Raw genomic sequence first — 17,960 nt, 5'->3', positions numbered from 1 at the left:
GCCTAATCTGCTGAAAAGTGGTGGGTATAGAATAACAACGCCCATAGATTGTACATTATAGACCTTAGTTTATCTAAGTGTCAGATGAATACAACTTTGCATGCAAAATGCCTTCCAGAGCACATTTTTCATCTAAATCTGATAAATCACCACTGATACCTACAGCACCTAAAACCAGATTTGATTCGTTACGAATTAGCACACCGCCTGGAACAGGAACCATATTACCATGAGCCAGTACATTAATGGCTGAAATAAAAGCTGGCCGGACATCAGCATCTTGTGCCAATTTTCTAGATGAGCATCCTAATGCAAGGGCTCCCCATGCTTTTGCAATGGCAATATCTGGCCGCATCATGCTAGAGCCGTCTTGCCGTTGTAGGGAAACCAGTTTGCCACCACTGTCTAAAACAGCCACAGTGAGTGGAGCACTTTTTAAGTCTAATGCGGTGCTAAACGCACCTTGGGTGATACTTAATGCTTGTTGCAGTGTCAAACTCATGATCAGAATCCTCTATTAATAAATACCAATCGCACTATTTATCTGATTATTATTGCTTGCGAAAAGCCTAGATAACGGCATTTTGCTTCGCAATTTCTAATCAGCGAATTAATTTGATTGGTATAACTTACAAAAACTCCCTGCTCACATACTTGGCTCGATTAGAGCAGAGAGTGATTGTAAGTTGTGGTTATTAACAAAGAAGCGGGTAGCTCGGTAGAGTCAAGAACTCTGCAAAATCGTCTTGGGTCGATAAGGTATCGAACATCTTGGCCGTTTCTTCAAATCGTCCTTGAGCATAACGTTGCTCGCCAACTTCTTGTTTAATTGTAATTAACTCTTCTGCCAACAGAGTTCGGAAATACTCCTCTGTTACCACTTGGCCATCGTCTAGTTTTACGCCGTGTTTAATCCACTGCCAGATGCTAGCGCGAGAGATTTCTGCCGTTGCTGCATCTTCCATTAGGCCGTAGATTGGTACACAACCTACACCGCTGATCCAAGCTTCGATGTAATAAAGTGCGATACGAATATTTTTACGTAAGCCTTCTTCATTACGTGGCCCTTCACATGGTGCGAGTAATTGTTCTGCAGTAATGTTACCTACATGGCTGCTGTCAAAATCCATTTGATTGACTTGCCCACCCAATTTGTTATCAAAAATCTCCATTGCCACATCAACTAACTTCGGATGGGCAACCCAAGTACCATCATGACCGTTAGAAGATTCACGGTTTTTATCTTCTTCAACCTTGGTCAGTACCTGCTGCATAACCGCAGGATCGGAATTTGGAATAAAGGCTGACATACCGCCCATTGCTAAGGCGCCACGAGCGTGACAAGTTTTCACCAATAGCTGGCTGTAAGCGTTCAAGAACGGTTTGTCCATACCTACACTATGGCGGTCTGGCAAGATGCGGTCTTTGTGATTTTTCAATGTCTTGATGTAGCTGAAAATGTAATCCCAGCGGCCACAGTTCATGGCCACAATATGATCACGCATCACATACAACATCTCTTCCATTTGGAATACCGCAGGAAGAGTTTCAATTAATACTGTTGCGCGAATAGTGCCAATTTCTACCTTGAAGTACTCTTCCGTAAAGCGGAAAACATCATCCCACCATTTGGCTTCTTCCATACTTTCTAACTTAGGAATGTAGTAGTACACGCCTTCGCCTTGCTGAGCGCGAGTTTGGTAGTTATGGAAGAAGTACAAAGCAAAATCCATTAAACAACCAGCAATTGGCTGGCCGTTATATTCAATATGACGCTCAGGTAGGTGCAAACCACGAGGGCGAGCCAATAATTGTGCAGGCTCTGCAACTAGGTCATATTGTTTATCTTTTTTCTCATCGTAGTAACTGATGATGCCAGCATTGGCATCACGTAAATTGACTTGCCCATCTAGCATGTTCTCCCACGTCGGAGAAGACGCATCTTCAAAACAGCACATGAAGATTTTTGCCCCTGAATTGAGAGCATTAATCACCATCTTGCGATCAACTGGGCCAGTGATTTCTACTCGACGATCCTGCAATGTTTTTGGGATCGGAGCGACTTTCCAGTTTTTATCTTCACGAATGTTTTTGGTGTCTTCACGGAAATCAGGAAGTTCACCAGCATCAAATTGCTTTTGACGTTCACGTCTTAGGTGTAGCGCTTGCTCTAATGGCGCGCTGAATTTAGTCACTAAGGCATTCAGAAAATCTAAAGCAGGTTCAGAAAGAATGGCCTTTTGTTGTTCTGTTGATAATTCACCAACCACATTAATCGCGCGCGATTGCTGGGATTGCATGTCTGTTTCACGGTCCTCAGTGCTGTGCATAATCGTCTCCTTTATGAACATGTACGAGCAGTCAATACGGGTAAACCCAAAAACGTTGGGGTGATTTTGAGTTTTTGATACCAATCTTACTAATTATCTAATTAATTTGATTGGTATGAATCTTATCTACGAATTTCTTGTATTTGTGTTTATTTAAACAAGATTGTGTACATTAATGTTTTAATTTCTTGTCTAGGTATATCCTCGTTTTCACAAAAGATCAAAGTTTATTTAGCATTTTGTGCACTCAAACAAAATGTACAACACTTGGTCGGATCAGTTTTAATTTCTTTATAACCAGTGCTTTAACTCAATATTTACACTTTATTTGAAAATATTTTTGTTTTTTATTTGCACAATTCAAATTGTCGAGCCTAGACTGAATCATGTATTTTTAATTGTATACAATATCAAAAGGAAGTTGAGTTATGGCTAAAATGAAAGCGATTGAAGCTGCAGTGGAAGTATTGAAAAGAGAAGGGGTGGATATCGCATTTGGTGTACCTGGTGCGGCAATAAACCCATTTTATGCAGCGATGAAAAAAATTGGTGGGATTGATCATGTACTGGCACGCCATGTAGAAGGTGCTTCGCATATGGCTGAAGGTTATACCCGAACTAATGATAAAAATATTGGGGTATGCATAGGAACATCTGGCCCTGCGGGAACCGATATGATCACTGGCCTGTATTCAGCATCTGCAGATTCGATTCCAATTTTATGTATTACCGGCCAAGCTCCTCGTGCTCGTTTACACAAAGAAGATTTCCAAGCGGTAGATATTGAGTCGATTGCCAAACCAGTTACCAAATGGGCGACCACGGTTTTAGAGCCTGCGCTAGTGCCACGTGCATTCCAACAAGCATTTCACATCATGCGTTCAGGGCGTCCGGGCCCAGTATTAATCGATTTACCGATTGATGTGCAGTTGGCTGAAATCGAGTTTGATATCGATACTTATGAGCCGCTTGAGCCGTATCAACCAACTGCAACTCGCAGCCAAGTAGAAAAAGCGCTGACGATGTTAACAGAATCGGACAAGCCTTTGATCGTGTCAGGTGGTGGCGTGATTAATGCTGGGGCAAGTGCTGAGTTGCAAGAACTTGCTGAGATTTTAAATGTTCCGGTTATTCCAACGCTAATGGGTTGGGGCAGTATTCCAGACAACCATGAACTTATGGCTGGCATGGTAGGGCTACAAACTTCACACCGTTACGGTAATGCCACCATGTTAGCGTCTGATTTTGTATTAGGTATTGGTAACCGCTGGGCAAATCGTCATACCGGTTCAGTAGATGTGTATACGCAAGGTCGTAAGTTTGTGCATGTGGATATTGAACCGACGCAAATTGGGCGCGTGTTCTGCCCTGATCTTGGCATTGTGTCAGATGCGAAGTCGGCATTAACGCTGTTCTTAGAAGTTGCAAAAGAAATGAAGGCCTCTGGAAAGCTAAAAGATCGTTCTAGCTGGGTTGGTGAGTGTATTGAGCGTAAATCAAGCATGCTGCGTAAAACTCACTTTGAAGAAGTACCAATGAAACCAATGCGTGTTTATGAAGAAATGAACAAAGCGTTTGGGGAAGATACTTGTTACGTCAGCACAATCGGTTTGTCGCAAATTGCCGCAGCCCAGTTCTTACATGTGTATAAACCTCGTCATTGGATCAACTGTGGTCAAGCTGGCCCATTAGGTTGGACGATTCCAGCTGCTTTAGGTGTACGCGCCGCCGATCCAAATCGTCCGATTGTTGCGATTTCTGGTGACTACGATTTCCAATTTATGATCGAAGAATTGGCTGCCGGAGCTCAGTTCAACCTGCCTTATATTCATGTGGTGGTGAACAACTCTTACCTTGGTTTGATTCGTCAGGCGCAACGCCAGTTCGATATTGATTACTGTGTACAGCTTGCCTTTGAAAACCAAAACGCACCAGAAATGGAAGGCTATGGGGTGGATCATGTGGCGGTTGTGGAAGGGTTAGGTTGTAAAGCGATTCGTGTTCGTAATCCTGAAGATGCGCCAGCTGCGTTTGAAGAAGCCAAAGCACTGATGGCGAAACACCGTGTACCAGTAGTCGTGGAATTCATTCTAGAGCGTGTGACGAATATCGCAATGGGTGTAGAAATCGACGGCATTAATGAGTTTGAAAGCTTGGCCGGAGAGCAAGGTGACGCCCCAACCGCGATTACCTTTAACCAGTAATACATCATTGAAGGGCTGCCGTATTGACAGCTTCTTCAATGCTTGAATATTTCTTTTTAGTTGCAGAAAAAGGAGAAGGATATGCCTAAGTTTGCGGCAAATCTATCAATGTTATTTACCGAAGTGGATTTTTTACAACGCTTTGAACAAGCAGCACAAGCCGGTTTTCAGGGAGTAGAGTATCTGTTTCCTTACGATTTTGAAGCTAGCACGATTAAAGGTGTGTTGGAATCTAACCACCTAAAGCAAGTGCTATTTAACCTACCCGCTGGTGATTGGCAAGCAGGCGATCGCGGTATTGCGGTTGATCCCAATCGAGTTGATGAATTTCAGCAAGGGGTAGCGAAAGCAATTCAATATGCCAAAGCGCTTGATTGCAACCAAGTGAACTGTCTTGCGGGTATCGTGCCTGATGGTGTGACGGCGCAACAAGCAGAAGAAACCTTTGTTAGCAATTTACGTTTTGCCGCCGGGGCACTGAAAGAAAATGGTATCAGCTTGATTATTGAAGCCATCAATACTCGCGATATTCCGGGCTTTTTCTTAACCAATACTCAGCAAGCTCTCGACATCATTAAAAAGGTAGGCAGCGATAATTTGAATTTCCAATACGACATTTATCACATGCAAATTATGGAAGGTGATTTAGCACCAACCTTGAGTGAGCACCTTGGCCAAATTCAACATGTTCAATTAGCCGATAACCCAGGGCGACATGAACCGGGCACAGGTGAGATCAACTATCCATTCTTGTTTAACCATTTAGATAGCATTGGTTACGACGGTTGGATTGGTTGTGAATATAAGCCGAAGACGACCACACAAGAAGGTCTGTCGTGGATGACATCGTTGTCTTAATTGAGGCAATCCATACTCAAAAGTTTCGAATATAAAAACAGAATTAATATTAAGGATGAGATTATGACTACACCAACAATTGCATTTATCGGTACGGGTATCATGGGCAAACCAATGGCGATTAACTTGCAGAAAGCGGGTTATTCGATTGTGGTTTCTGACCATTTCATTGCGCCACCTCAGGAACTAGTCGATGGCGGTGCAACAGTTGTGCACAGTGGTAAAGAAGCAGCACAACAAGCTGATGTAATTATTACTATGGTGCCAAATACGCCAGATGTTGCTGATGCTCTATTTGGTGACAATGGTATTGCGCAGGGTTTATCAGCAGGTAAGCTCGTGATTGATATGAGTTCGATTGCGCCAATTGAAACTCAAGAGTTTGCAAAACAAATTAAAGAATGTGGTGCAGATTACCTTGATGCACCAGTTTCTGGTGGTGAAGTTGGAGCTATTAATGCCACGCTGACCATCATGGTCGGCGGTAGTGAGGAGGCGTTTGAGCGTGCAAAACCTCTATTTGAAGTGATGGGGCAAAACATTACGCTAGTTGGTGACAATGGAGCAGGCCAAATTTGTAAAGTCGCTAACCAGATCATCGTTGCGTTAAATATTGAAGCGGTATCCGAAGCCTTTGTCTTTGCTTCAAAAGCCGGAGCGGATCCTGCACGAGTACGTAGTGCATTAATGGGTGGTTTTGCCAACTCTAAAATTTTGGAAGTACATGGCGAGCGCATGGTGAAAGGCACGTTCGACCCAGGCTTTAGAATTTCACTTCACCAAAAAGACTTAAACCTTGCGTTAACAGGTGCTGAGCAACTAGGTCTTGATCTACCTAATACCGCGACCGCCCAACAATTATTTGGTGAATGTGCGGAGATGGATGGTTCTAACTGGGATCACTCTGCATTAATCAAAGCCATTGAAGCGCGTGGTAAGCATAATATTCGTGGTGAATAGCTATACCTTTCGTACTTGAAGCTGCAGCTTTGTTGACGGCGTTCATTCGTCCCCCTGTGTCTTTATTAAAGAAAGTCATAGGCGAGCTATGCTCATGGGGCCTCATTCACTTGTCGCCTCACTGCAACTCCAATTACTTTAGGTATATTAATCAGTACTATTTTCGTTATAACTGAGTGTTTGCATTGAACTGGCATGTTTGGTTTATATTTGGGAATAAACCTTTCATCCCGCAAAAACTCAGTTTTTACCGCACTTTTTGTCTCCTTTAGTGCGCCCCGAGTGGCTGAAAAATTAATCTTAGTTTTGTGTGCGACGGATTAATGAAGTAATGATGCCGCTCGGGACTTTTTAGACCCAAGTGACTTGACGTCTCTTTTTGGTTAATTGGTTGGAAAAAAAGGATGAATTTCTTGCTCGCTATGATAAAACACTAATCACAACGGATTTTGGCAACAAGACGGGAGTGACTAAGTGGCAAAGGTGAGAGAACGAAATCAAAGCGTCATTATTGAAGCGGCCAGCCAGCATTTTGCTAAACACGGTTACGCGGCAACTAAAGTGGCAGACATTGCCAAAGAAGCCAACATTCCTAAGCCAAATATCTATTATTATTACAATTCCAAAGATAACCTTTATCGTGCGGTACTCGAAAGTGTGACTGTGCCTTTACTACAATCATCTAAGCCGATTCAAGAGCTTGATGATCCTATCGAAGCGCTAACCGAATACATCAAGACCAAGCTGATTATCTCGCGCGATCATGCCTATGCCTCCAAGGTATTTGCTAATGAAGTGATGTCTGGCGGGCAATCCTTACCAAAAGATATTGAAGATGAATTACAGCAGCAGTCAGAAATGATCATTGCAAAGTTTCAATCATGGATTGATCAGGGCAGAATGGATACCGTTTCTCCCCACCACTTAATGTTTACTATTTGGGCGGCGACGCAAACGTATGCGGACTTTGGTTGGCAGATTTGTCGGGTGATGAATAAAAATAAATTGGCTCGTAAGGATTACGATGAAGCAGCGGAGTTCTTAACTTCAATGATCTTAAAAGGCTGTGGCGTTAATTCTAACAACGGTTAAAATAGTCGTACTTACCGTATTCCTTAAAGGTTGTTATGCAGCACTATACCCAAGCCATTATCACTATACTTGCTTTGGTCAACCCCGCCATTTGTGCGCAAATGTTTGCCGATGCCACGCGTGGGCAGAGCAAGCCTCAACAGTATAAAGAAGCAATTAAAGCTGCATTTACCATTGCAATTGTTTTGTTGATTGCGGCCTTTGCCGGCACATCAGTACTGCATGCGTTTGGCATCTCTTTGCCAGCGTTTTCGTGTGCTGGTGGTGGTATTTTGATTTGGATTGGTGTGCAGATGATCATTTCCGCACAACAATCACAAGCCCCACCAACAGAGCAACTTTCCACTTCCACAAGCCATAAAACGACAGGATTAGTACTGTTTGCTGCGAGTCCCGGCACCATTACAGGGGTTATTACCGTCGCGGCATCTCACCATCAATCACTGATTCCTTACATTGCGGTTATTGGCGTTATAGTTGCAATGTTAGTGCTTCTATTCGTGCTATTGGCGTTTGTTGCTTTCTCTAAAGAGCAAAAAGAGCCAACTATGGTTAAGAAAATGGTCACGAGTTATATGGGGGTGATTGTGATTGCAATGGGAGCTCAATTTATGTTGTCTGGCGTGAAAGCATTTTTGTTTTCATAACAAATCAAGGTGCATATGAATATTAGACTTATTTTAAATGGCAAAAAAGCAGGAATTGAATTACTGCGACAATCGATCTTCCAAGCGAGAGAATCTGGATCTATTGAAGTCAGGGTGACTTGGGAAGGGGGAGATGTTGAGCGTTTTGTGCGTGAAGCCATTCAAGAAGGTTGTCAGAGAATCATGATTGGCGGCGGCGATGGCTCTGTGAAAGAAGTCGTGGATGCGATGATGAAGTTCGATGAAGCTCAGCGCCCTGAATTAGCAATTCTACCACTTGGTACCGCTAATGATTTTGCCACCGCTTGCAACATTCCCGCAGATTATTCCCAAGCGTTGTCGTTAGCGTTAAATGGTCAAGCCGTGCCGGTTGATTGTATTAAAGCTAATGATGAGCACTTTATGAATGTAGCCAGTGGCGGTTTTGGTGCTTACGTGACGGCAAGTACTCCTGTTGAATTAAAAAACTTTCTTGGTGGTGGGGCATACACACTTCATGGTTTGTTAAAAACTTTAGACTTCAAACCAAATGATGGAGTATTAACCATTCCTGATCACACCTTAACCGGCCGAGTTATTGTTAGTGCGATATGTAATGGGCGTCAAGCCGGAGGCGGACAACAATTAGCCCCTAATGCAAAAATTAATGATGGTTTAATGGATGTGGTTGCTTGGCTAGAAACTCCCGCAGAAAGCTTGATTCAAACAATAAAGGAAATGTTTAGCCCAGAGTTAAGTGGGGAATATGTAAAACGGTTTAGTGTGCCTTGGGCTGAGTGGCAATCAAAGTCTGCTATGCCAATTAATTTAGATGGTGAGCCTATCGAGACTAAACATATTCGATTTGAAGTTGTGCCTAAATCCATAAAGTTAGTGTTACCACAAAATTCTGAAGTAATTTGAGATATATCCCCAAGTGACTTCAAGATGCAGAATTCAGAGCTACCCTCCAAGTTTTTAAATCAGGAAGATTCGCGTAGGAATGTAAGTACCTTTCAAACATATAACAAAATGAATTTAATTGATGAGGTCAATGATAATGTTGGCCTAATTGAAAATAGATTCTAAATTTAAGTCAATAGGCAATGCTTAAATCTGATTTGTACTCCCAATTTAGATTCATATACTAATATTTTAAAGTTAAGCAGGTAAATAGGTTTTAATTCCACATTTTCACTAGTCCTTCCTCATAAAGCAAAATATTCTGTTACACTGCGCGTCTTAAAAATACCCTATATATTCAATTTTTAAAAAAATCAGCGGATTACTCTGTTGATGCTATGTCGTATACCCAAATAACCATCAAGATGATAGCTCTGAGTCTGAGTGCTGTACCTTGAAATCACTTGGGTATATAAGCTAACCAATGTAAAAGGACCGATGCAGTGAATATGAAATTATTCGGTAGTTCTTTGATTTTGTCGGGAACAGCACTAGGTGCCGGAATGTTAGGCATTCCAATGGCATTAGCTCAATTTGGCTTTACGGTCAGTTTAATTTTGATGTTAGTGATCTTTGTGGGAACCACTTATGGCACTTTATTACTAACAGAAGCATGTACCAAAACCGATCAAAATGGTGGCATGAATAGTGTTGCCCAACTATCTTTGGGAACCAGTGGCAAATTCGTCATCAACTTCTTCTTTTATATGCTGCTAATTTGTATTTTAGTTGCCTACATTCTCGGTATTGGTGATCTGTTCCATAACTTATTAGCGGGTATCGGTTTTGATGTCCCTCAGTCGATTTGTTATACGGTATTTACCTTTTTGATGGCGGTTGTAATCATCGCGGGTAAATCGTATATCGATATATTAAACCGTGTTTTGTTTATTTTGATGATCACTATGTTGGTTACTGTTGTGGTGACACTTTTTACCAATATTCATATTGAGTACCTAGAGCAAACGCCAAATTTCTTATGGAAAGATGTGGTTAAACACAGCACCACTATTTTTACTAGTTTTGCTTCTATGGTAGTGATTCCATCGCTTGTTATGTACAACAAAGAAGCGACACCAAAGCAGATTCGCAATATGGTTTTACTTGGATCTGTGATTCCGCTGATTTGTTACCTAACTTGGCTTTTCGCGATTATCGGCAACCTAGGTACCGCGGAAATTCGTCAATTTGATGATATTTCACAACTTATCGCAGCATTTGGCGGCTCATCTGGTGCACTAAAAACCATCATTGCTATTTTTTCTGCTTTGGCTTTAGTGACCTCATTCCTTGGTGTGTCGATGGCATTGTTTGATCAAAATAAAGATGCGATTGCTGGCCTTGTAAAAAGAACCAAATTAGAAGAAGGGACAGTCACGTCAGTAGTGCTTTTCGTATTAACTTTTATTTTGCCTTTGATAGTAACGGGTTTATTTTCGAATAAGTTTTTAAATATGCTCGAATACGCGGGAGTGACTTTAGTCTTCCTTGCTATCTGGGGTCCCCTAGCTATGGTGATACAGGTTCGTAAACCAACCTTTAAGATTGCGTCACTAGATAAAGCTTATACGGTAGGTGGTGGTTCACTGGCCTTGATTTCTTCCTTTTTATTTGGGGCGTTTATTTTAGTTTCTTGGTTCTTTAACTAATTTTAATAAACCCGTTTCATTTCTACTTTGTGCTGAATCCGATATCAAAAACCACTTGATATCGGATTTTTTTGTGTCAATGCATTTATCTTTTCTAAGGTTTACTCGCTTTATTTATCATACAATAAGCGCTTGATTTTAATGGGATCTATTTCACATATATATGTAAGTTATTGATGTATATATCTCTAACTCTTGATGTGTCGCACATTAAAAGTATGCACTAGATCATGTTTAATGCTATTTGTACTACAAAATGGTTAGCGAAGTAGGTAGGCTAGCAATCAGTTAATTTAATTATTTTAAAGGTCAAAAGAAATGACTGTCGATACTATTGTTGTTGCTGCCTATTTTCTCTTTCTAATTGCGATTGGTTGGATGTTCCGTACATTTACTACCTCTACTAGTGATTACTTTAGGGGGGGAGGTAAGATGTTATGGTGGATGGTAGGTGCTACTGCCTTCATGACTCAATTCTCAGCCTGGACCTTCACTGGAGCAGCAGGGCGCGCTTATAGCGATGGCTTTGTTGTCGTAATCTTATTCTTAGCAAACGCATTTGGTTACTTTGTTAACTATATGTACTTCGCGCCTAAATTCCGTCAGCTTCGTGTAGTGACTGCAATTGAAGCTATTCGTCAACGTTTTGGTAAAACTTCAGAACAGTTCTTTACCTGGGGCGGTATGCCAGATAGCTTAATTTCTGCGGGTATTTGGCTAAATGGCCTGGCTATCTTTGTGGCGGCAGTTTTTGATATCCCAATGGAAGCAACGATTATCGTCACAGGCTTAGTTCTTATGCTTATGTCTGTAACCGGTGGCTCTTGGGCAGTTGTTGCTTCTGACTTTATGCAAATGCTGGTGATCATGGCGGTAACCATTACTTGTGCCGTTGCTGCTTACTTCCAAGGTGGTGGTATTACTAACATTGTAAATAACTTCCAAGGCGATTTCTTTGTTGGTAACAACTTGAATTACATGAGCATCTTTGTTCTTTGGGTAGTGTTCATCTTCATCAAGCAGTTTGGTGTAATGAATAATTCGATTAACGCTTATCGTTATTTATGTGCAAAAGACAGTGAAAATGCTCGTAAAGCGGCTGGCCTTGCTTGTGTATTGATGATTATTGGCCCTGTAATTTGGTTCTTACCTGCTTGGTATGTTGGTGCATTTATGCCTAACTTTGCCACTGAGTATGGTGCTGTGGGCAATGATGCAGCTTACCTTGCTTTCGTACAACACATGATGCCAGCGGGTATGGTTGGCTTGCTTATGTCAGCAATGTTTGCCGCGACAATGTCTTCAATGGATTCTGGCTTAAACCGTAATGCAGGCATCTTTGTGATGAACTTCTATAGCCCGATTCTTCGTCCAAATGCTTCACAAAAAGAATTGGTGGTAGTGAGTAAAACGACCACTATCGTGATGGGCTTTATTATCATTGCGATTGGCTTGTTTATTAACTCATTACGTCACTTAAGCTTATTTGATATCGTGTTAAATGTGGGTGCGTTGATTGGCTTCCCAATGTTGATTCCAGTGTTATTAGGCATGTGGATTCGTAAAACACCAGATTGGTCAGCTTGGACAACTTTGATTGTCGGCGGTATCGTTTCTTGGGTTTTCGGTATTTCATTACAAGCACACGATGTAGAACACTTCTTCGGTTTAGAACAAGCACTGACCGGACGTGAATGGTCTGACTTGAAAGTAGCATTAAGCCTTGCAGCACACGTTGTATTTACTGGCGGTTTCTTCTTGCTAACGATGCTTTTCTACAGAGGACGCACTCCAGAGCGTGAAGCTGAAGTAGAAAGACTATTCGAAAACTGGAACACTCCGGTGGTTTCAAGTGGTGAAGCGCAGCATGATTTAGATACTAAACAACGCTCTATGCTAGGTCGATTAATCTGTACTGCTGGATTTGGTGTTTTAGCAATGGCACTACTACCAAATGAAATGACAGGACGTATGTTGTTCCTATTATGTGGTTCAATTGTTTTGGTTGTTGGTGTGTTGTTGGTGAATGCCTCAAAAGTACAACATCAAACGGTTTCAGAATCGTAATACTATTCAAAAATTGAGTAATTAATAAAACCGTTGTTTATCAGCGGTTTTTTTATATCTTAAAATCAAAGTGTTGCAAAATTGTTTAAAAAATGTGATCACTAAAACTTGACCTATGAGTCAAGAAATCCAATACTCAATCTACAGGAAGTGAGCTATAGGTTAAACGGTACGATAAAAAACCGTTCGCAAATAGCCGATAAGTGAGTACAGGAGAAGCACTTTGATTACGTTTTTACTCAATCAAACACTGAAGCGTGAAACTAACATTTCACCAAATATGACAGTGTTAAATTACCTACGAACCGAGTTACATAAGACAGGCACCAAAGAAGGGTGTGGCTCTGGTGATTGTGGCGCATGTACAGTGGTACTTGGTGAGCTTGTCGATGGCAAGTTGCAATATCGTAGTGTTAATTCATGTTTGACCTTTGTATCGTCATTGCACGGTAAACAGTTAATTACGGTCGAAGATCTTAAAAACAAACAATCACTTCACCCAGTACAGCAAGCATTAGTGGACTTTCATGGTTCTCAATGTGGCTACTGTACTCCGGGTTTTATTATGTCGATGTTTGCGTTGAGTAAGAATAAGCCAAGTGCGGATAAAGAAGATGTGATGGAATCATTGGCGGGCAACCTTTGCCGCTGTACCGGTTATCGTCCTATTGTCGATGCCGCTTTATCGTTAAGTTCAGACCAACCTTTGCTTGATCAATTTGCCGAGCTTGAACAACAAACTATCGCCAAACTTGAGAAGATTGAATCTAAAACCGCGCCTCTAGTGTTGGGTAATTTAACCAGTTTTTCACCAACCACTATCGATGAATTAGCTGAATTATACGAGCGTCATCCAAAAGCAAAATTGGTCGCTGGTGGCACCGATCTCGCTCTAGAAGTTACGCAATTCCACCGTGAGATTGAAACACTGATTAACGTTACTGGCGTTGCGGATATGAAAACCATTCGTGAAACCGAACAAGATATCGTGATTGGTGCCAATATGCCGATCAGCGATTGTTACGGCACACTTGCAAAATACTACCCAGATTTTGGCCACTTGTTGCACCGCTTTGCGTCGTTGCAAGTGCGAAACCAAGGCACTATTGGGGGTAATGTTGCCAATGCGTCTCCTATTGGTGACACGCCCCCTCTTCTTATTGCACTTAATGCCCGTCTGAAATTACGAAAAGGGCAGCAAATTCGAGAAGTCGCCATTGATGAATACTTTATTAATTACAAAGTGACGGTTCAGCAAGAATCCGAGTTCATCGAGCAAATCATTATTCCAAAACCAATGGATTCAAATAACACTCAATATTTCAGCGCGTATAAGCTATCTAAACGTATTGATGATGATATTTCTGCCGTCTGTGGCGCGTTTAATTTCACCATTGAAAGTGGTGTAGTAATCGATGCTCGCGTGGCATTTGGCGGTATGGCGGCGACACCAAAACGCGCAGATTTATGTGAAAAAGCCTTAATAGGTAAAGCATGGGATAAAACGACAGTCGAAGCGGCTATGGAACAGTTAGCGCAAGATTTTGAGCCGTTGTCTGATTTTAGGGCCAGTAAAGAATATCGCTCTAAAACCGCGAGCAACATGCTTTTACGCTTTTTCCTAGAGCAACAAACTAAAGTTATATCACAGCAAAACAGTCATAACTTTAAGCAACACAGCATTGAAACGAGGGTCACGTCTTATGTCTAATCATTCTCCAAAATTAAGCTACGACGAGCTGCTCGCACAATATAAGCAAGATCTAAAAACAGGTGTGGGAAAATCTGTTAAGCATGATAGTGCAGATAAGCAAGTATCAGGTGAAGCGGTCTATATTGACGATCGTTTAGAGTTTCCTAATCAACTGCATGTTTATTGTCGTTTAAGCACGGAAGCCCATGCCAAGATTGTCAGTATTAATACTGATCCTTGTTACGAATTTGATGGTGTAGAGATTGCGATTACCAGTAAAGATGTTCCAGGTGAGTTGGATATCGGCGCCGTATTTCCTGGCGATCCATTATTAGCTGATGGCGTAGTGGAATATTATGGTCAACCTATCATTGCAGTAGCAGCAAAAGATATGGAAACCGCACGTAAAGCGGCCTTAGCAGCTGAGATTGAATTTGAATCACTACCCGCTATTTTGGATGTTAAAGAAGCGCTTGAGAAAAAACACTTTGTGCATGAAACCCATGTGCAACAGCGTGGTGATTATCAAGCAGCGCTCGCTTCCGCCAAGCACGTATTAGAGGGTGAGTTGAATATTGGTGGTCAAGAGCATTTCTATTTAGAAACTCAAGCCAGTAGTGTCGTGCCAGCTGAAGATGGTGGTGTGATTGTCTATACCTCAACGCAAAACCCAACCGAAATCCAAAAAGTAGTGGCAGAAGTACTGGGCGTTGCGATGCACAAAGTGGTAGTGGATATGCGTCGTATGGGCGGCGGTTTTGGGGGGAAAGAAACTCAAGCTAATGCTCCTGCTTGTATTGCCGCGGTAATTGCGAGTTTGACACAAAAGCCGACTAAGATCCGTCTATGGCGTAATGATGATATGGTGATGACAGGTAAACGTCACCCATTTTATAACCAATACCGTATTGGCTTTGATGATGATGGACGCATTCATGGCGCAGAATTAATCAATTCAGGTAATTGTGGTTATTCAATTGATTTATCACACTCTATTGTCGACCGCGCGATGTTCCACTCGGATAATGCTTATTATCTCGGCGATGCAAAAGTAGTGGGAAATCGTTGTAAAACCAATACTGCTTCGAATACCGCTTACCGTGGTTTTGGTGGTCCGCAAGGCATGATGACCATTGAGCACATCATGGATGAAATCGCTCATTACCTTGGTAAAGATCCGCTGGAAATTCGTAAAACAAATTATTATGGCGGAGAAGGCCGAGATACGACTCACTACTATCAAAAGGTAGAAGATAACTGTTTACTAGAAATCACTGAAGAGCTAGAAAAAACCAGTGAATATCAAAAGCGTCGTAAAGAAATAGAGGAATTCAATGCCAATAGCCCAATCTTGAAGAAAGGCATTGCATTAACGCCTGTCAAATTTGGTATTTCGTTTACCGCGACGTTTTTAAACCAAGCTGGCGCACTTATTCATATTTATACCGATGGCAGTATTCACTTGAACCATGGCGGCACTGAAATGGGGCAAGGGCTGAACACCAAAGTGGCGCAGATTGTCGCACAAGAGTTCAGTGTTGATATCGACCAAATTCAAATCACTGCGACCAATACAGACAAAGTACCGAATACTTCGCCAACGGCGGCATCCTCGGGTACCGACTTGAACGGTAAAGCGGCGCAAAATGCTGCGATGACGATCAAAGCACGTTTGATTGAGTTTGCTGCAAATCATTACAAAGTCACCCCAGAAGAAGTGGTATTCAATAATGGTGTCGTGGAAGTGCGCGATCAATTGATCCCGTTTGCTGAATTTGTTCAACAGGCGTATTTCAACCAAGTCTCGTTGTCGAGCACCGGTTTCTACCGTACGCCAAAGATTCACTATGATCATGAAAAAGCGCGTGGTCGTCCATTCTATTACTTTGCTTATGGCGCATCATGTTCAGAAGTCATTGTCGATACTTTAACTGGTGAATACAAAATTCTACGTACTGATATCTTGCATGATGTAGGGGCCTCGCTAAACCCTGCGATCGATATTGGGCAGATAGAAGGTGGCTTTATACAAGGTGTTGGTTGGCTGACAACAGAAGAATTAGTGTGGAATGAAAAAGGGCGCTTAATGACCAGTGGCCCTGCAAGTTACAAAATTCCTGCTATTGCAGATATGCCAATTGACTTTAGAACCAATATTGTACAAAACCGCAGTAACCCAGAAGATACCGTGTTTAACTCGAAAGCAGTCGGTGAGCCACCGTTTATGCTAGGAATGTCGGTCTGGAGCGCACTTAAAGATGCCGTTCATGCCGTGGCATTAGAAAATGCTCAAGAAGGCGAAAGAGTGACGGTACACCTTGATACACCAGCCACACCAGAGCGAGTGCTATGGGCAATGGAGAAGGCGAGAGCGGGGAGTTCTACGGTTAAAGCGGCTTTAGTAGAGAGCCATCGAGTACAAGCCTAAATGAGTTTATGGTGTTTTTGATACTCGTAATAAATAACGCGTCATTCCAAAAGCGAGGGACGAGCTGTTTGGAATCTCCTTAAGTTTTTGGTTGATTAACTACTACCGACTACTGATGGAGATCCTGAACTTCGCTCTTTCGTCGCTATTTAGGATGACGGCTTCATTGCTTATTACAAGGAAATAGCTATGTCTAGTTATGGAAGTGAACATTCGAACCCGACTAGCCAAGTCTCTTGGATCCAACAACTCGCCTTGTTAGAGCAACAAGGTGAAGAGTGTATTTTGGTTTCCGTATTGGAAGATAAAGGCTCAGTGCCTCGTGATGCTGGAACTAAGATGATCGTCACTCGTAAAGAGCTTTATGCCACGATAGGCGGCGGTCACTTAGAGCACCTTGCCACGCAAATGGCTCGTGAAATGTTGATGAAGATTGGCAATGGGCAAACGGATAATAAAATCCATATCGAACGCTTTAACCTAGGTGCACGCTTAGGGCAATGTTGTGGCGGTATGGCAACCTTGAGCTTTGAACCGATTGGTTTTAATCAACATCATCTAGTGCTGTTTGGTGCTGGACATGTCGCGAAAGCGTTAGTGAATATTGTGCAAACCTTGCCATTTAAAATCACTTGGATTGATGAACGTGAAGCCGAGTTCCCAACACAACTTGCGCCAAATGTGCATAAGTTAGTGAGTGATGATCCGGTGGGTGAAATTAAGCTCATGCCAGTCAATAGTTACTACTTAGTGATGACGCATAATCATCAGCTTGATTTTGATTTAGCGCGTGAAATATTAACTCACGATAAGTTTAGTTATTTCGGCATGATAGGCTCTCAAACGAAGCGCAAAAAGTTTGATATGCGGTTAGCCCATCGTGGCTTTGAGCAAGATATGATTGAAAAAATGCAATGTCCAATCGGGATTTCAATGGTCAAAGGAAAGCACCCAGCGGAAATTGCCGTTTCTGTGGCGGGTGAGCTAATTGCTCATTATCAAGGTGAAACATTAGAAGCCAAGCGCCCGTTAAATCATCTTTCATTAAAGAATAATGTCTTAGCAGGTTAAGCGACAAAAAGGAATATAC

13 protein-coding genes are annotated in these 17,960 nt (G+C 42.1%); 11 read left to right on the top strand and 2 right to left on the bottom strand.

Translation table 11 applies throughout. The features are described 5' to 3' along the window. Positions 1 to 73 precede the first annotated feature (73 nt). Positions 74 to 505 carry a GlcG/HbpS family heme-binding protein gene (locus QQJ93_RS12245; protein ID WP_089123764.1) on the bottom strand — a complete coding sequence of 144 codons (432 nt, stop codon included), beginning with the start codon at positions 503 to 505 and terminating at the stop codon, positions 74 to 76. A 190-nt stretch (positions 506 to 695) separates the two neighbouring features. Next, positions 696 to 2,300, bottom strand: a complete 1,605-nt coding sequence (gene aceB / locus QQJ93_RS12240; RefSeq protein ID WP_284186099.1) for a malate synthase A — start codon at positions 2,298 to 2,300, stop codon at positions 696 to 698. Positions 2,301 to 2,758: 458 nt separating this feature from the next. Between aceB and gcl the strand changes: the two genes are divergently transcribed. From gcl to xdhC, 11 genes are all read left to right on the top strand, one after another. After that, on the top strand, positions 2,759 to 4,534 hold the full coding sequence (gene gcl, locus QQJ93_RS12235) for a glyoxylate carboligase (RefSeq protein ID WP_089123762.1): 1,776 nt from the start codon (positions 2,759 to 2,761) through the stop codon (positions 4,532 to 4,534). A gap of 81 nt (positions 4,535 to 4,615) precedes the next feature. After that, complete coding sequence (hyi, locus tag QQJ93_RS12230) at positions 4,616 to 5,392, top strand: hydroxypyruvate isomerase (protein ID WP_089123761.1); 777 nt, start codon at positions 4,616 to 4,618, stop codon at positions 5,390 to 5,392. A gap of 63 nt (positions 5,393 to 5,455) precedes the next feature. Further along, positions 5,456 to 6,352: a 2-hydroxy-3-oxopropionate reductase gene (locus QQJ93_RS12225; protein WP_089123760.1), complete on the top strand. Its 897-nt coding sequence runs from the start codon at positions 5,456 to 5,458 to the stop codon at positions 6,350 to 6,352. A 474-nt stretch (positions 6,353 to 6,826) separates the two neighbouring features. After that, on the top strand, positions 6,827 to 7,444 hold the full coding sequence (locus QQJ93_RS12220; protein WP_089123759.1) for a TetR/AcrR family transcriptional regulator: 618 nt from the start codon (positions 6,827 to 6,829) through the stop codon (positions 7,442 to 7,444). 35 nt (positions 7,445 to 7,479) lie between these two features. Continuing rightward, positions 7,480 to 8,091 carry a MarC family protein gene (locus QQJ93_RS12215; protein WP_089123758.1) on the top strand — a complete coding sequence of 204 codons (612 nt, stop codon included), beginning with the start codon at positions 7,480 to 7,482 and terminating at the stop codon, positions 8,089 to 8,091. 15 nt (positions 8,092 to 8,106) lie between these two features. Beyond that, the gene (gene yegS, locus QQJ93_RS12210) at positions 8,107 to 8,994 is read left to right on the top strand and encodes a lipid kinase YegS (protein WP_089123757.1); all 888 of its coding nucleotides are present in this window, start codon (positions 8,107 to 8,109) and stop codon (positions 8,992 to 8,994) included. A gap of 488 nt (positions 8,995 to 9,482) precedes the next feature. Continuing rightward, positions 9,483 to 10,682: an amino acid permease gene (locus tag QQJ93_RS12205; RefSeq protein WP_089124509.1), complete on the top strand. Its 1,200-nt coding sequence runs from the start codon at positions 9,483 to 9,485 to the stop codon at positions 10,680 to 10,682. A 318-nt stretch (positions 10,683 to 11,000) separates the two neighbouring features. Further along, complete coding sequence (locus QQJ93_RS12200; protein WP_089123756.1) at positions 11,001 to 12,749, top strand: sodium:solute symporter family protein; 1,749 nt, start codon at positions 11,001 to 11,003, stop codon at positions 12,747 to 12,749. A gap of 223 nt (positions 12,750 to 12,972) precedes the next feature. Beyond that, positions 12,973 to 14,460 (top strand): xanthine dehydrogenase small subunit, encoded by a 1,488-nt coding sequence (gene xdhA, locus QQJ93_RS12195; protein WP_089123755.1) that lies wholly within the window; start codon positions 12,973 to 12,975, stop codon positions 14,458 to 14,460. Beyond that, entirely contained in the window at positions 14,453 to 16,870 is a 2,418-nt protein-coding gene (xdhB, locus tag QQJ93_RS12190) for a xanthine dehydrogenase molybdopterin binding subunit (protein WP_089123754.1), read from the top strand. Before xdhA ends, xdhB begins: the two co-directional genes overlap by 8 nt. Positions 16,871 to 17,059: 189 nt before the next feature. Then, a complete protein-coding gene (gene xdhC, locus QQJ93_RS12185) occupies positions 17,060 to 17,941 on the top strand; it encodes a xanthine dehydrogenase accessory protein XdhC (RefSeq protein ID WP_089123753.1) in 882 nt (293 codons plus the stop codon). The last annotated feature ends 19 nt before the right edge of the window (positions 17,942 to 17,960 follow it).

Source organism: Vibrio algivorus, from assembly GCF_030161215.1.
Lineage (GTDB): Bacteria > Pseudomonadota > Gammaproteobacteria > Enterobacterales > Vibrionaceae > Vibrio > Vibrio algivorus.
The sequence above is the reverse complement of the archived record's forward strand: the minus strand, read 5'-3'. Positions and strand labels throughout refer to the sequence as shown.

Coding starts and splice junctions, on each gene's coding strand:
- xdhC (WP_089123753.1), top strand. CDS start 17,060: ATGTCTAGTTATGGAAGTGAACATTCGAACCCGACTAGCCAAGTCTCT.
- QQJ93_RS12215 (WP_089123758.1), top strand. CDS start 7,480: ATGCAGCACTATACCCAAGCCATTATCACTATACTTGCTTTGGTCAAC.
- aceB (WP_284186099.1), bottom strand. CDS start 2,300: ATGCAATCCCAGCAATCGCGCGCGATTAATGTGGTTGGTGAATTATCA.
- gcl (WP_089123762.1), top strand. CDS start 2,759: ATGGCTAAAATGAAAGCGATTGAAGCTGCAGTGGAAGTATTGAAAAGA.
- QQJ93_RS12200 (WP_089123756.1), top strand. CDS start 11,001: ATGACTGTCGATACTATTGTTGTTGCTGCCTATTTTCTCTTTCTAATT.
- QQJ93_RS12225 (WP_089123760.1), top strand. CDS start 5,456: ATGACTACACCAACAATTGCATTTATCGGTACGGGTATCATGGGCAAA.
- hyi (WP_089123761.1), top strand. CDS start 4,616: ATGCCTAAGTTTGCGGCAAATCTATCAATGTTATTTACCGAAGTGGAT.
- QQJ93_RS12205 (WP_089124509.1), top strand. CDS start 9,483: ATGAAATTATTCGGTAGTTCTTTGATTTTGTCGGGAACAGCACTAGGT.
- yegS (WP_089123757.1), top strand. CDS start 8,107: ATGAATATTAGACTTATTTTAAATGGCAAAAAAGCAGGAATTGAATTA.
- xdhB (WP_089123754.1), top strand. CDS start 14,453: ATGTCTAATCATTCTCCAAAATTAAGCTACGACGAGCTGCTCGCACAA.